Source organism: Bradyrhizobium guangdongense, assembly GCF_004114975.1.
Taxonomy (GTDB): Bacteria; Pseudomonadota; Alphaproteobacteria; order Rhizobiales; family Xanthobacteraceae; genus Bradyrhizobium; species Bradyrhizobium guangdongense.
In genome coordinates this window covers 1,506,110-1,521,612 of record NZ_CP030051.1, presented here as the reverse complement: position 1 = coordinate 1,521,612, position 15,503 = coordinate 1,506,110, and the positions used below count along the sequence as shown (strand labels likewise).

At 64.3% G+C, this 15,503-nt stretch carries 13 protein-coding genes; 2 read left to right on the top strand and 11 right to left on the bottom strand.

The features are described from left to right. Positions 1–49: 49 nt before the first annotated feature. The 9 genes from X265_RS07270 to X265_RS07230 all read right to left on the bottom strand — a co-directional run bounded on the left by X265_RS07270 (position 50) and on the right by X265_RS07230 (position 10,192). On the bottom strand, positions 50–1,354 hold the full coding sequence (locus X265_RS07270; RefSeq protein ID WP_128964194.1) for a TRAP transporter large permease: 1,305 nt from the start codon (positions 1,352–1,354) through the stop codon (positions 50–52). 25 nt (positions 1,355–1,379) lie between these two features. Beyond that, a complete protein-coding gene (locus tag X265_RS07265; protein ID WP_128964193.1) occupies positions 1,380–1,973 on the bottom strand; it encodes a TRAP transporter small permease subunit in 594 nt (197 codons plus the stop codon). An 8-nt stretch (positions 1,974–1,981) separates the two neighbouring features. After that, positions 1,982–2,983, bottom strand: a complete 1,002-nt coding sequence (locus tag X265_RS07260; protein ID WP_128964192.1) for a TRAP transporter substrate-binding protein — start codon at positions 2,981–2,983, stop codon at positions 1,982–1,984. Positions 2,984–3,023: 40 nt separating this feature from the next. Continuing rightward, complete coding sequence (locus X265_RS07255; RefSeq protein ID WP_128964191.1) at positions 3,024–4,682, bottom strand: hydantoinase B/oxoprolinase family protein; 1,659 nt, start codon at positions 4,680–4,682, stop codon at positions 3,024–3,026. A 2-nt stretch (positions 4,683–4,684) separates the two neighbouring features. Then, positions 4,685–6,769 (bottom strand): hydantoinase/oxoprolinase family protein, encoded by a 2,085-nt coding sequence (locus X265_RS07250; protein ID WP_128964190.1) that lies wholly within the window; start codon positions 6,767–6,769, stop codon positions 4,685–4,687. Positions 6,770–6,910: 141 nt separating this feature from the next. Continuing rightward, entirely contained in the window at positions 6,911–7,717 is an 807-nt protein-coding gene (locus X265_RS07245; protein ID WP_128964189.1) for an NAD-dependent protein deacetylase, read from the bottom strand. A gap of 37 nt (positions 7,718–7,754) precedes the next feature. Continuing rightward, a complete protein-coding gene (locus tag X265_RS07240; RefSeq protein WP_128964188.1) occupies positions 7,755–8,885 on the bottom strand; it encodes a helix-turn-helix transcriptional regulator in 1,131 nt (376 codons plus the stop codon). 191 nt (positions 8,886–9,076) lie between these two features. Further along, positions 9,077–9,511, bottom strand: a complete 435-nt coding sequence (locus X265_RS07235) for a hypothetical protein (RefSeq protein ID WP_373291554.1) — start codon at positions 9,509–9,511, stop codon at positions 9,077–9,079. A gap of 261 nt (positions 9,512–9,772) precedes the next feature. Next, positions 9,773–10,192: a hypothetical protein gene (locus X265_RS07230; RefSeq protein ID WP_128964187.1), complete on the bottom strand. Its 420-nt coding sequence runs from the start codon at positions 10,190–10,192 to the stop codon at positions 9,773–9,775. A gap of 673 nt (positions 10,193–10,865) precedes the next feature. Here X265_RS07230 and X265_RS07225 point away from each other — a divergent pair. Next, entirely contained in the window at positions 10,866–11,783 is a 918-nt protein-coding gene (locus tag X265_RS07225) for a helix-turn-helix transcriptional regulator (protein ID WP_244659252.1), read from the top strand. Positions 11,784–11,796: 13 nt separating this feature from the next. Here the strand turns inward: X265_RS07225 and X265_RS07220 are convergent, their stop codons facing one another. Then, positions 11,797–12,633 carry an SDR family oxidoreductase gene (locus X265_RS07220; protein WP_128964185.1) on the bottom strand — a complete coding sequence of 279 codons (837 nt, stop codon included), beginning with the start codon at positions 12,631–12,633 and terminating at the stop codon, positions 11,797–11,799. Positions 12,634–12,707: 74 nt separating this feature from the next. Next, positions 12,708–14,027 (bottom strand): solute carrier family 23 protein, encoded by a 1,320-nt coding sequence (locus X265_RS07215; protein ID WP_128964184.1) that lies wholly within the window; start codon positions 14,025–14,027, stop codon positions 12,708–12,710. Between the two features lie 123 nt (positions 14,028–14,150). Here X265_RS07215 and X265_RS07210 point away from each other — a divergent pair, with 123 nt between their 5' ends. After that, the gene (locus X265_RS07210) at positions 14,151–15,473 is read left to right on the top strand and encodes a dicarboxylate/amino acid:cation symporter (protein WP_128964183.1); all 1,323 of its coding nucleotides are present in this window, start codon (positions 14,151–14,153) and stop codon (positions 15,471–15,473) included. Positions 15,474–15,503 lie beyond the last annotated feature (30 nt).

Below are 15,503 nucleotides of genomic sequence, written 5' to 3'. Positions count from 1 at the left end.
GATCCGCTCAAGAACGTCGCCCCGGTTTCAGAGCCGGGGCGGCCGACATCTATCCGTACAGCACCCGCGGCAGGATCGTGACGATGCCGGGCCAGAGCGTCAGCAGCAGCACGAAGCCGATCATGATCATCAGATAAGGCATCGTCACGCGCGCGATGTAGCCGAGACCGTCTTCAGTCAGACCCTGGATCACGAACAGGTTGAAGCCGACAGGCGGGGTGATCTGCGCCATCTCGACGGCGAGCACGAGGAAGATACCGAACCAGATCTCGTCGAAGCCGGCGCCTTTCACGATCGGCAGCACGATCGGCAACGTCATCACGATCATCGAAAAGCCGTCGAGGAAGCAGCCGAGGACCAGGTAGAAAATGACCAGCACAACGATCAGCATGAAGGGCGAAAGGCCAAGCCCCTTCACGAAGGCGGCGACCGCCTGCGGAATGCCGAGGAAGGCTGCGGCATTGCCGAGGATCGAGGCGCCAAGCACGATCAGCGCGATCATCGAGCAGGTCACGACCGAGCCGATCAGCACGTCGCGCATCACCTGTTGTGACATCGAGCCCTGCGCCCAGGCGACAAGGCCGGCGCCGAGCACACCGACGGCGGCGGCCTCCGACGGTGTCGCCAGCCCGCCATACATCGAGCCGAGCACGCAGGCGATCAGAAACAGCGCGGGCGCGAGATCCCTTAGCGCGACGAAGCGCTCGCCCCACGACACCTGCGAAAGCTTGGCTTCCGTTTCCGGCACCATGCTGGGCTTGAGGCTCGTGTGCAGCATCACCCAGCCCATGAAAGTGGCGGCCAGCAGCAGGCCGGGCAGCACGCCGGCGGTGAACAGCTTCAGGATCGAGACGTCGCCGAGCACGCCGTAGATGATCATGATGTTGGACGGCGGGATCAGGAAACCGAGCGTGCCGGCGCCGGCGAGCGAGCCGATCGCGATGTCGCGCGAATAGCCGCGGCGCAAGAGCTCGTTGAGCGACATCCGGCCGATCACCTGCGTGGTCGCGGCCGAGGAGCCGGAGATCGCGGCGAAGATGGTGCAGCCGATCACGTTCACATGCAGCAGGCGGCCCGGCAGAAGACCGGCCCATGGCGCCAGCCCCTGGAACAGCGAGCGCGACAGGCGAGTGCGAAACAGCAATTCGCCCATCAGGATGAACAGCGGCAGCGCCAGCAGCTCCTGCGTGGTCAGGATGTTCCAGGCATATTGCGGCAGCAGCTTGTCGAGCGGGATCGAGCGGAACATCGCGAGCAGCAGCGTCGCAGTGAGCGCCAATGTCAGGCCGATCCAGACGCCGCACGCCAGCAGCGCAAACAGGATCGAGAACAGGGCGACGACTTCGATGCTCATGATCCGATATCCGGCGCTAGCGCGATCATTCGACGGGAGAGGCCTTCATGCGGTGATCCTCCAGCGGCAGGCCGAGCACCGCCTGGATCGCACGCGCCAGGAACTGGAGCGTGAGCAGCAGCATGCCGAAGGTGACGACGCCTTGCGGAAACCACAGCGGCGTATCGCTGGAGGTCGAGACCTGGCCGCGCACATAGGCGCCGAAGGCGAATTTCGCCATCGCCGAGGTCAGGAACGCCATGAAGGCGAAGCCCGCGGCAGCCGAAACAATCTCGAGTGCGCGTTGCACCGGCGCTGGTGCGTTCTTCAGCAGCAGCACGACGCGGATGTGACCGCCGACCCGCAAGGTCATGGCGGCGCCGAAGGTGAACGAGGCCGCCATCAGATAGGAGGAATATTCCCAGGCGATCGAGATCGTCGGCGGGAAGAACGACAGGAAATTCGAGAGGAAGCGGGTTGCGACCTCGCACAGCATCAGCAGCGTCAGGGTCAGGAGGCACCCGCCGCCGATCCAGCCGTCGAGCCGGCCGAGCCGGTCGATGGCATCGAGCAGGATGCGCAGCGGCGCCGGCGCCGCCGCGTTGAGGCTCTGCGGAGCTTCGGGCGAGACGCTCACCACGGCTTCCCTCAGCCGCGCTTCATTTCGGCGAGATAGGCCCGCACCGGCTTGTCGGCGGCAGGCACGTGCTTGAGAAACGCGTCGAGCTGCGGCGCGGTCTTGCTGCGAATGTCCGCCATCATCGCGTCCGAGACCGGCACCACCTCCATGCCGCCCTCCTTGAGGCGGTTGAGGCTGTCGACGTCGGCCTTGAGCGAGTTGGCCCAGAAGCCCGGCTCCATCTTGGCCGCGATATCAGCGACGAGCTTCTGCTGGTCGGCGCTCAGCGCCTTCCAGGAATCGAGATTGACGGTTAGCATCTGCGACGACCAGACGTGATTGGTCGGGTAGACGTATTTCAGGAATTCCCAGAACTTTCCGTCGACACCTGACACCGCCGAGGTGGAGACGCCGGCGACGGCGCCGGACGCCAGCGCGGGGATCGTCTCGCCCCAAGGAATCATCACGGCCGCCATGCCGATCGCATTCAGCATGTCGACGGCGTTCTTGTCGGGCACGCGAATCTTGATGTTCTTCAACCCGTCGACGTCGGCAACCTTGACCTTGAGATGCAGATACTGCGTCGGCCACGGCGTGATGTAGAGGATCTTCTGGTTGTTGCGCGCGGCAACCTTCTCGTATTCCGGCCGCACATATTTGTGCAGCACCTTCAATTCCTCCATCGAGCCGCAGAGGAAGGGAATGCTCTCGACGCCCATGAAGGGCTCGTCGCCGACCTGCTGGATGTTGAGGACATCGGCGAGCGGCACGAGGCCATCACGCACTGCGCGCAGATGCTCCGGTCCCTTGAAGCCGAGCTGGCCGCCGGCTTTCACGGTGATGGCGACCGCGCCGCCGGTTTGCTTCCTCACTTCGTCCGCGAACGCCATCGCGTTCTGGGTGTGAAAATTGCCTTCGGGCCACACCGTCGACATGTCCCAGCTCACGGTCGCGGCCCGCGCGCGGGTCGAGAAGTGGCCGGCGGCGAGCAACGTCGCAGCGCCCGTGGTGAAGCCTCGTCGCGTGATCATTGAGCCCCTCCGTCTTACCCAGCGTGCGACGCCTTATGCGTCACCGCGCATACCCATAAACCTTAACCGCATTCTCTGAAGACACGAGGCCGCTCGCGACGTCGTCGTTGACGGCGGCGCGATCCCGCTCCGTGGGGTTGCCGATGCCGGCGCCGCCGGGCGTCATCACCACCAGCCGGTCATCGGGCGGCACCTGCTGAAAGCCTTTGCCGCGCAGCTTCTTGCCGGATTTCAGGCCGACATAGCCGGCCTCTCCATTCCTGCCTCCATCGCGCCCGCGCGGCGGATGATCGATGCGGTCGAAGGCGGCGAGAATGTCGAACGGCGCATCGACGCCGCTGCCGACCTCGATGATCTGGCCGAGGCCGCCGCGGGTACGTCCTGCCCCGCCGGAATCGGGTCGCAGCTCCTTGCGCCAGAAGATCAGCGGGGTCTGCGTTTCCGCGATCTCGACCGGGGTGCCGCGCACGCCGCTGGGATAGGCGGTCGCCGACAGCCCATCCTTCGTAAAGCGCGCGCCGGTGCCGCCATTGGAGGTCACCGCCATCGAGAATCCGTAATTGCCTCCGACGCCGCTGCGGGTCTGGCCGCGCACGTTCAGATTCCACAGGCACGAGGTGCCTTCCGCGGGGACGCGCTCGGGAATGATCTGGCGCAGGCAGCCGAACACGACGTCGGGCAGCATCTGGCCGATGATGTGGCGCGAGGCGACCGGCGCGGGCTTGGACGCATTGAGGATCGCGCCTGATGGCGCCGACACCGTCAGCGGCGAGAGCGAGCCCGCATTGTTCGGGATCTGCGAGGCGACGACGCAGCCGAGGCCGAACACGGTATAGGCCGTGGTGTAGGACAAGGGCACGTTGATGCCGAATTTCGAAGCGGCGGAGGTGCCCTCGAAATCGACGTGAATGCCATGCTCCGAGATCGTCAGCGTCGCCGCGAGCGTCACCGGCGCGTCGTAACCGTCGACCACCATGGTGTTACGCCAGCTGCCCTTCGGCAGCTTTGCGATCTCGGCCAGCACGGCCTCGCGCGAGCGGTCGCAGATGTAATCGCCGAGCTCGTCCAGCGTATCGATGCCGAATTCGGTCATCATCTCGACCAGACGTTCGCAGCCGACGTCGTTGCAGCCGGCGAGCGAATAGGTATCGCCCTCGGTGTCAATTGGGAGCCGTGTGTTGGTGCGGATCATCGCCATCAGCGTCTCGTTGACGACACCCTGGTCGATCAGCTTCAGCATGGGGATGTAGAGGCCCTCCATGAACACGTCGGTGGCATCAGGGCCGAAGCCGATGCCGCCGATGTCCATCAGATGGCTGGTGCAGGAGAACAACGCCACCGGCTTGCCGTCCTTGAAGCACGGCGTGGTCACGACGAAGTCGTTGAGATGGCCGGTACCCATCCAGGGATCATTGGTGATGTAGGCATCGCCTTGCTTCATCGTCTCGATCGGGAAATGCGCAATGAAGTGCTTGACCGATTCCGCCATCGAGTTGACGTGACCGGGCGTGCCGGTCACCGCCTGCGCCAGCATCCGGCCCTTGAGGTCGAACACGCCGGCCGAGAGGTCGCCGCATTCGCGCACGATCGGGCTGAACGCCGTGCGCAAGAGCACCTGCGCCTGCTCTTCGACTACGGCGATCAGCCGGTGCCACATGATCTGAAGATCGATCAGGCTCGCGCCGCTCGGCTTGCTCATGATCAGGCCGCCTTCCGTTCCATGACGATGCTGCCGGCACCGTCGATATGGGCGTCAAAACTGGTCGAGACGAAGGTGGAGGTCTCGTCCTCCGCGATCACGGCGGGGCCGGCAATGGTCGCGCCGGGCGCCATGTCCTCGCGCCGATAGAGCGGGATCTCGATCACTTCCCCTGCCCGTCCGTCGAAGAACTTGCGGCTGCCGGACGCTTTGCCCGCGGGCTTGCGCGCGACGGCAGCAACCGTCGGAGGATTGCGCGCCTCGGTGGTCGCGAGCACCGACCAGCTCAGCACTTCGATCGCTGCGCCCGGGATCGGACGTTCGAACATCGCGGAGTAATCCGCTTCGAATTTCTGGCGGAGACCTGCGAGATCAGCCGGGGTCAGCGGCCGGTTCGGCAACTCGACCGAGATCTCATGGCCCTGGCCGACATAGCGCATGAAGGCGGCGCGGCGCTCGCGCACCGGCGCACCGGCAGCGCCCGGCTCGACCAGCGCACGGGCCTCGGTCGCCATCTCCTGCAAGAGGTCCGAAACCGCTTCGGTGTCGAAATCGTCCAGCCGGACGTGACGACTGCGCACCAGCTCATAGGCGATGGGCGCCGCCAGGAATCCGACCGCCGAGCCGACGCCGGCATTCGACGGCACGATCACGCGGGAGACGCCGATCTTCTCGGCGACACGCGCCGCATGTAACGGCGCCGCGCCGCCGAAGGCAATCAGCGTGTGTTGGCCGACAATCTCGCCGCGCTCGACCGCATGCACGCGCGCCGCGCTCGCCATGTTCTCGCAGACGACCTCGTGCACAGCGTAGGCTGCCGTCTCGGCCGACAGGCCCAGGGGCTCGCCGACGCTCCGCAGCAGCGCCTGCTTCGAGAGCTCCGGATCGAGCTTGATCGTGCCACCCGCAAAGGCGCCGGGATCGATCATGCCCAGCGCAACGTCCGCATCCGTCACCGCCGGACGCTGGCCGCCGCGACCGTAGCAGGCAGGCCCGGGCTCCGACGAGGCGCTCTCGGGGCCGACGGTGACCCGCTTCATCGCGTCGACATGCGCGATCGAGCCGCCACCGGCGCCGATCTCGACCATCTCGATCACGGGAATACGTACGGGCAGGCCCGAGCCTTTCAGGAAGCGCGCCGCGCGATCGACCTCGAATACGCGCGAGGTCTCGGGCTGGAACTTTTCGATCAAACAGATCTTTGCGGTGGTGCCGCCCATGTCGAAGGAGAGCACCTTGCTCTCGCCGAGGCGCGCGGCGATCTGCGCCGAGAAGATCGCCCCGCCGGCAGGACCGGATTCGACGAGCCGCACCGGAAAGCGTCGCGCCGTCTCGATCGAGGTGACGCCGCCGCCTGATGTGACGAGATAGATCGCACCACGGAACTGTTCGACCTGCAAGGCATCCGCCATGCGCGCGAGATAGCCATCGATCAGCGGCTGGACATAAGCATTGGCGACGGCCGTGGACGTGCGCTCGTACTCGCGGATCTCCGGGCACACGGCTGACGACATGGTCACGGAGATCCCGGGCATTTCCTCAGCTATGATCGCCGCCGCGCGGCGCTCGTGTTCCGGGTTGGCGTAGGAGTGCAGGAAAGCGATCGCAACGCTCTCGACATTCAGCGCGCGCAATTTCGGCGCGAGTGCGCGCACCGCCGTTTCGTCGAGCGGGAGGCGAACGGCGCCATGCGCATCGACGCGTTCGGGCACGGTGAAGCGCAGGCTCCGCGGCGCCAGCGGCTTCGGCTTGTCGATCGTGAGATCATACTGGTCGTAACGGCTCTCGGTGCCGATATCGAGGACATCGCGAAAACCGTCGGTCGCGATCAGCGCAGTCTTGGCGCCGCGGCGCTCGATGATGGCGTTGGTCGCGAGCGTGGTGCCGTGAATGAAGACGTCGATATCGCTGACATGCGCGCGTGCATCGGTGAGAATGAGACGCATCCCATCCAGCACCGCCTGCTCCGGGCGCTGGGGCGTCGTCAGCACCTTGCGGGTTTTGCGCACCGTACCCACGTCCAGCACGATGTCGGTGAACGTGCCACCGATATCGACGGCAAGCCGCACCTCGGCTCCCTCAAGCATTCCAGAAATCTCCGTGCTGATCGTCAAGACTCAAGGCGAAAACGCAGCAATTTCCATGCCATCGAGCATGCTGAAATGCTGTGCCAAGCTATTCTGCGCGGCACCTATGCAATACGCAAGGCATGTTCGCCTGGCGTGAGATCAGAGCAGGAATGCAAGCGCTGCTTCGCAGCGCGCCTCGACCTTCAGCGTCAGAAGATCATCGGCGCGGGTGCGTCCGAGATTGACCGCGGCGATCGGAATGTTGCGCTGCGCCGCAGCCTGCACAAAGCGAAAGCCGGAATAGACCATCAGCGACGAGCCAACGATCAGCATAGCGTCGGCCTGCGATAGATGGTCTTGCGCAACAGCAACCACGTCGCGAGGGACGTTCTCGCCGAAAAACACAACGTCGGGTTTGAGGATGCCGCCGCAGGCTTCGCAGGCAGGCACCTTGAACGAGGAGAATTCCGCGTCCTCCAGATCGGCATCGCCGTCGGGCGCATCCGCAGCTTCGAGCGTCAGCCATTCGGGATTAGCACGGCCAAGCACATCCTGGAATTCGCTCCGGGGCGCCTTCGCGCCGCAGCCCATGCAGCGGACCAGGTCGAGCCGCCCGTGCAGATCGATCACCTGACGGTGGCCCGCAGATTGATGCAAACGGTCGACATTCTGCGTCAGCAGCATCCCGCAGCGCCCGTCGGCCTCGAGCCGGGCGAGCGCGTGATGCGCATCGTTCGGCCGGGCCTGTCCGAACCGCCGCCAGCCGATCAGACTGCGCGCCCAATAGCGTTGGCGCGTCGGCTCCTCCGACATGAAGGCCTGGAAATTGACCGGCTGGGTCCGCTTCCAGTTGCCGTCCCTGTCGCGATAGTCGGGAATGCCTGAATTCGTGCTGACACCGGCGCCGGTCAGCACGAAGAGCTTTTCGTGCCGTTCGACGAAATCCTGGAGCAAATGGTTTGCCATGAGGCAGATGTAGTCCGCGCCGGCGCGTTTTTCCAGATCACTCCTGCGTCGGCGGCGCGAAGCCGGCGATCAGCTTGACCAGCTCGCTCTGCCGCGCGGTGCCGGTCTTGCGAAAGACGTTGTGAAGGTGCGTCTTCACAGTGGCCTGGGTCAAGCCGAGCAGATCGGCCAGGGCTTTCACCCCACTGACCTTCATGACCGCATCGACCAGGCGGATTTCGCTGGCGGTGAGTTTGTAGAGCTTTGCCAGCGCCTCCAGCGGCGGCGGGCTTGCCGGCGAGGTCCTGCGGACAAAGACGGCAGCCACCGCGGAATGCAGCGCTCCGGTACGCTGCCGGTCGCCCGAGGTCAGCGGCAGCACATTGGCGAACCAGCCGGCTTGCGAGGTCGCGAGCGGAATGGGTCCGCTACCGTCCGCTGCGGCGTTGCCGGTCTCGGCCGCGAGGCATGCCTCGCGCAACGCGCGCTGCGCATCGGGCGCAACGGCGAACAGCAGCCCGTTTCTTTCGGTGAACAGTGCGGCCTCGTCCAGCACCGTCCGCCCCGGCGCGTTGGCGAAGACGAGCCGCCCATTGGACCCGACCAGGAACACGGCAGCCGAGACGTGGTCGAGCGTCTGGGTCAGGACCGCCTGCGCGGTCTTGCTCTGATCGAACAGCCGCCCGATCGACACCGCGCGTTGGAAATGCGGCACGAGCAGCGCAAAGCGGCGGCGATCATCGGCATCGACAAGCCCGTCATTCCCATGCATCCGGACACTGACGATCGATGAATTGGTCGCTCCCTTTTCCAGATTCGATCCGAGCGCATCGACCATGCCCTGCGGTTTCATCCACTCTTCATAAAAGCGCGTCTGCGCCATTTCCTCGAATGGGACGAAATCGCTGGATGCATAGACGAGACCGGCCTCGCAGAACGTTGCCGCCGGAAAGCACGGATTCAAGGCAAGGTACTTTTCAAGATAGAGTTTTGTGTATTCGGGTCCTTCATTGAAGAGATGCAGAACCGCGGTCTGCTCGGTCGCCGCATCGTGCCAGAACAAGGCGCCGGAGGAGCCGCCGACGAACAGGCAGGCTTGCTCCAGGGCACGTGGCCAAAGGGTGGGATCGAGCGCGGCGTCGTAAACGAGAGCAATCAGCTGCGAAAGCAAGGCGGCTTCAGACGTCACAATCAACTCTTCATCATCTTGAATGGTATGCAGGCATGGGTGAATCCAGTAACATTCTACCACAAGGTTGATGACGTCTGCAAAACATCGTGCACGCGAATTTTGAGAAGCAGGCCGCAGGACGAAGCAGCACGCGATCTCCAATGTGCGAAGGCCGTAGCTCGACGATCGTCGCAATGAAGACGCATCGGCTATTTCGCAGGCACGGCCGGCTTCGGCGCCGCGACCTGCTTCTGCGAGACCACGGCCTTGGCGGGCGGAGGCTCCGGAGCAGACGGAGCCACCGGCGCGGACTGGCCGACCGACAGCGACACACCGAACACGCGCCACTGCCCTTCGACCGGCGCAAACAGCAGTTCGAAATTCACCTGGGAGGGCACCGACGGAAAAAATCCTGCCATGTGCAGCAGCCCATTCGGCTCGATCTGCGGCAGCAGCGACAATTGCGGATCGATGACCGCCACGCCGGAGAGATCCAGCTTCTCGCCGCGCTGCTCGGCGAAGATCTCCCCGAGCTTCGCCGCGGTGTTGACTTGGAATCCGGGTGCGCCGAGGTCGCGCAGCACAGTGTAGTTCCCGGTCTTGTTGGCATGGTCGAGTGCGAGCAGGGTCGAGCGGACCAGCATCAGCACGCCGTTACGATCGCTATTGGCCGGCTTGGCTGCCTGCTGCTGGGGCGCCTGATGCGACTGCGGTGGGTCTGCTGCGCAGATGTCGTCACCGCGCCAAAAATCAGGAGCGCGACGACGAGGAGAGCCAGTCCTGCACCCAGCCAGCGCAGTCCGATGGTAAGCACGTTCTTCCTACCACTGGATCGAAACGGCGCCGCGGCCGCCTGCAACGCTGCGTTCGAGCCCGACGCCGCCGCCGGCATTGGCGACGACCGCCTAGCTCTTGCCGTCATAGAGCAGCGCTGTCGCGCCAAGCGCGAAGGGATTGGCGCCCTCGAGGGCACCGCTGATGCTGTTTGCGATACTGCCGCCGCCCATTGCGGTGCTGCCGACACCCGCTGCGTTGCTGAGGACTCCGGTCGCCGTGCTGGAGTCGCCAATGGCCTTGGATTCGGAACCTGTCGCCGTGGTGTAATTCCCTGTTGCTTGGCTCAATGAACCGAGCGCCTTGGCCACTCGACCGTCCGCCTCGCTTTGAAAGCCGATCGCCGTGCCACCGTTGCCAGCCGCCGAGCTGAGACCACCACAAGCGAGCGCGAAAGAACCTGTCGCCGAACCAAGAGCCGTGCCCGTCCCGGCCTGGCCGCACACCGTCTGGGCGATGACCGGCGCTGGATCAAGCGCCATGCCGAACATTGCAAGTGCCGCGGAGACTGCGACCGATTTGACTGCAGGAAGCATCTTAGACCCCGCGAGCTCCGGAATGACGGCCGATCCTGGCCGATCGGCCCGGATACGGGAGACCCCGAATGTGGATCAAGGCGACAAGGCGGACATCAACCGTTCGGTTGAAGTTCGGCGGGGTGTGGCGGTGGAATGTTACTTTTTGCAGACTGTTGCTGAACGGCATCGGAACGCAGTGAAAGAATAGCGGGGACGCCCACCAAACAACATTCAATCTGTCACAATGCCCACAGAAGCGGCAGGAGCGGCCCATCGACAATCCGGTCCTCACGATCTCGCCGTCTTGAACTTCGAAAACATTCTGCAATATTTGGCGCAACTATCAGCGGCTGCAGTTTCGTTGCTGCAGCCAGGCGCAAATGCCGAGACGATCGGGAATGCACGTTCGATACAGGTTGGGTTCGCCGTGACGTCCGAGGGGTCAATGCTCTCTGGGCTGATCGGCGACATCTACGACGCCGCACTCGATCCGACCTTGTGGCTGCGGGCGCTGGAACGCTCCTGCGATTTCGTCGGCGGTTCTTCGGCCGTGCTGTATTGGCACGACGTCGCCAGCGAAAGCTCTGCGGCGCTGCATTTGTTCAACGACGACCCACATTACACGCAGCTCTATTTCGAGAAATACATGCCGATGAATCCGGTATTTCCGGCGGCGACCTTCATCGAATCCGGATTGATCTACACGCCGACCGACATCGTTCCCGAAGCGGAGCTGGTCGAGACACGCTTTCACCGGGAATGGGTGGAACCGCAAGGAATTGCCGACGTGGTCTGTGTCAACCTGGAAAAGGGCACAACGAGCTCGTCGGTGCTCAACATCCGGCGCGACCACACGCACGGAATTGTCGACGAGGGGGCGAGACAGCGGGCGGCGCTGATCGTGCCGCATTTTCAGCGCGCGGTTGCAATCGGCCGGCTGTTCGATCAGCGCAAGACGGCGCAGGCGGTCCTCACCGAAACGCTCGACAACGTCGAGGCCGCCATCTTCCTGCTGGGGCCGAACGGCCGGATCGTCTTCGTGAATGAACTGGCGCGCAGCATGCTCGACGAAGGCACGCTGTTGCAAGAGCGGCGAGGCGCGCTGGCGGCCGTCGCGCCCGATGCGCAGCGTATGCTTCGCGATCTCGTGACGGCGGCCGAGAACGGCGACCTGACGGCGCGAGGGCATGGCGCTGCAATTCCGCTGTCTGATGCACCCGCCCGCCGCTGGTTCGCCCATGTCCTCTCGCTGACGGCGGGCGACCGCCAACGGGCCGGCGCGGTGCATTCGGCGATTGCGGCGGTGTTCGTTCGCAGGACATCGCCCGTCAGCCCGCCGCCGCTGGAAGCGTTGGCAAAGCAATACGGCCTCACCGCCGGCGAGATCCGCGTGCTCGACGGCATCATGAAGGTCAGCGGGGTGCAGGCTCTGGCCGATCTGCTGGGCCTGTCTCAGGCGACAGTGAAAACCCACCTGCACAACCTCTTCCGCAAGACCCGGACTGCACGCCAGAGCGAGCTGGTGAAACTGATCGCCGGCTTCGAACGGCCGACGGCCGGTTGATCGGCGCCGGCCCTTAGCTCGCCCAGTTCTCGCGAAACTCCGGAAAGAGCGTCAATCCTCCACAGGCGTAGATGGTCTGCCCGGTAATGTAGCTGGCATCATCGGAGGCGAGGAAGGCGAACACGGCTGCGATCTCTTCCGGCGCGCCGACGCGCCCGAGCGGAATATGGCTGGTGACGGTGTCCCGCTTCCCGGCATCGCCGGTCCAGGCCGCGTTGATCGGCGTATCGATTGCGCCGGGACCGACAGCATTGACGCGAATGCCGCGGCCGGCAAATTCCAGCGCCAGCGTGCGGGTCAGATTGGCCATGCCGCCCTTGCTGATGGAGTAAGCGAGATAGCCCGGCTTCGGGATGATCTGGTGGACGCTGGAGCAGTTGATGATACTGCCGCCTCCGCCGCGGGTGACGAAATGCGCGAGCGCCTTCTGCGCACACAGCACGGCGCCGTTGAGGTTGACGTCGATGATGCGGCGATAGGTTTCGATGTCGAGCGCCTCGCTCGCCGATTCTCGCTGGAAGCCGGCATTGTTGACCAGACAATCGAGGCGCTTCCAGCGCGCCAGGATGGTCTCGAACATCGCAGCGACTTCCTGCTCGTCGCTGACATCGGCCTTGACGATGACATGATCGAGCTTGCCGTGACCGCGATCGCTCGATCCCGTCCTCGCGAGTGCCAGCGTCTCCTCCGCCTTGCCGGGATGATCGACATAATTGATGGCGACGGTCGCGCCTTCCTGAGCGAGCCTGACGGCAACGGCGCGGCCGATGCCTTGGGAGGCACCGGTCACCAGCGCATGGCGGCCGACGAGGCGCGAAGGAAAGGTGGTCGAGAGATCGGTCTGTGGCATAGGGTTTCTCCGGGGATGCTTCATCATGGATGGAACCGATGTTTTGTTCCATCCCGCTGGTGCATCGCCGGGATTCATTCCGCGCGTCGTGCGATCGGTGAGGTCAGGATCTGATAGAGAATGATGGCGCCGAAGGTCGCAGTGCCAATCCCGCCGATCGTGAACGCGCCGAATTTGAGCGTGAGATCGCCCGCCCCAGCAGTCAGCGCCACCGCGACGGTGATCAGGTTGGCGGGATCGGCGAAGTCGACCTTGTTCTCGACCCAGATCCGGCCGGCCATCGCCGCGATCAAGCCGAACAGCACGATCGAAAGGCCGCCGATGACCGGACCCGGGATCGACAGGATCAGCGCGCCGAATTTCGGCGAGAATCCGAGCAGGATCGAGACCGTGGCAGCGAAGGCGAACAGCAAGGTCGAATAGACCTTGGTCGCCGCCATGACACCGATGTTCTCGGCATAGGTGGTGACGCCGGTGCCGCCGCCGCAGGCAGCCACGATCGTCGCGAGGCTGTCGGCGAACAAGGCGCGGCCGAGATAGGCATCGAGGCTTCGGCCGGTCATGGCGCCGACGGCCTTGATGTGACCGAGGTTCTCGGCGACGAGGATGACCGCGACCGGCGCGATCAGAAAGATCGCGTCGGCACGAAAGGTCGGCGTCATGAAATTCGGCAAGCCGAACCAAGGCGCGGCCGAAAGCTGCGCGAAATCGATCGGCTTGCCGAAGCCGAGGCCGTTCGCAAACAGCAGATACAACAGATATCCACCGATCGCGCCGAGAATGATCGGCAGCCGGCGCCACAGGCCGGGCGCGGCGACGGCGACAACGCCGATGATGAGGACGGTCGCAAGCCCGATCCAGGTGTCGAATCCGTTCGCGCTCACGGCCTTGACCGCCACGGGCGCGAGGTTGAGCCCGATCGCGGCGACCACGGCGCCGGTGACTACAGGCGGCAGCAGCCGCTCGACCCAGCCGACGCCCGACCACATCACGATCAACGCGATCACGCCATAGAGCACGCCGGCCCCGACGATGCCGCCGAGCGCAACCGAGATGTTCGGGTTCGGCCCATGCCCTGCATAGCCGGTGGCAGCGAGGACGACGGCGATGAAGGCGAAGCTCGAGCCGAGATAGCTCGGCACGCGCCCTGCGACGATGACGAAGAAGATCAGCGTGCCGATGCCGGAGAACAGGACGGCGACATTGGGATCAAACCCCATCAGCAGCGGCGCGATGATCGTCGAGCCCGACATGGCGACGCAATGCTGAAGACCGGAGACGATGGTCTGGCCCCATGGCAATCGTTCCTCCGGCATGATCACGCCCGAGGTCTTGAGCTTCCAACGCGGAAAATAGCTATTCGCCTGCTCGCCGGCGCCCGTCCCGTTCGACATGTTCCCCCCATTGCAGTGCAGCGATTGATGTTCGCGCGAACAGACAAACGTGATTGTTGCTTATGCGGCCGTCATCACATGATGTAAATCACGCAAGCTCAAACGCATTTCGAGACTCACTTTATGACACAGATCGCGATCCAACCAGCCCGGCGGCACCAGCGCTGGTACAAGATCCTCTACGTCCAGGTACTGATCGCGATCGCGCTCGGCGTGCTGATCGGCTATTTCTATCCGGATCTCGGCAAGGCGCTGAAGCCGCTCGGAGACGGCTTCATCGCGCTGATCAAGATGATGATCGCGCCGGTGATCTTCTGCACCGTGGTGCACGGCATCTCCTCGATGGGCGACCTCAAGCGCGTCGGCCGGGTCGGGTTGAAGTCGCTGATCTACTTCGAGACGGTCTCGACCGTTGCGCTGGCGGTCGGCCTTCTAGTTGGCGAGATTCTGCAGCCCGGGAACGGGTTCAACATCGACCCTGCCACGATCGATCCGAAGTCGGTGGCGACCTATGTCACGAAGGCCAAGGAGGACGGCATCGTCGCCCATCTGATGGGGATCATCCCCGACAGCTATTTTGGTGCGATTGCACGCGGCGACCTGCTCCAGGTGCTCCTGGTCTCGATGCTCTCCGGCTTCGCCATCGCCTTCCTCGGCAAGGCCGGGGAACCGATCGCGGAGGCGGTCGACAAGGCCGCGAAGATGTTCTTCGGCATCATCCGCATCATCGTTCGCGTGGCGCCGATCGGGGCATTCGGTGCGATGGCCTTCACCGTCGGCGCCTACGGACTCGGCTCGCTGCTCAACCTCGCCGCCCTGATCGGCACGTTCTATCTCACCAGCATCCTGTTCGTGCTGATCGTGCTGGGTGCGATCGCGCGGCTGGCCGGCTTCTCGATTCTGCGCTTCATCGCCTACATCAAGGACGAGCTCCTGATCGTGCTCGGCACCTCCTCGTCAGAGACGGTGCTGCCGCAGATGATTCAGAAGATGGAGCATCTCGGCGCCTCGCGTTCGGTGGTCGGCCTCGTGGTCCCCACCGGCTACAGCTTCAACCTCGACGGCACCAACATCTACATGACGCTGGCGACGCTGTTCCTGGCGCAGGCGACCAACACGCACCTCACCATCTGGCAGGAGCTCGGCATTTTGGGCATCGCCATGATCACCTCGAAGGGCGCCTCCGGCGTCACCGGCGCCGGCTTCATCACGCTGGCCGCGACGCTCTCGATCGTGCCTGATATTCCGATCCAGTCGATCGCGATCCTGGTCGGCATCGACAAGTTCATGAGCGAATGCCGTGCGCTGACGAATCTCGTTGGCAACGGTGTCGCCTGCATCGTCATCAGCATCTCGGAAGGCGAGCTCGACCGCGAGGCGCTGCACGCGACCATGGCGCATCCGCTGGAGATCGGCGAAGCGCTGGAACCCGGCGGCAGCGCCTGAAGGCGGGCGCGCAAACAGGCGCAGCCCGGT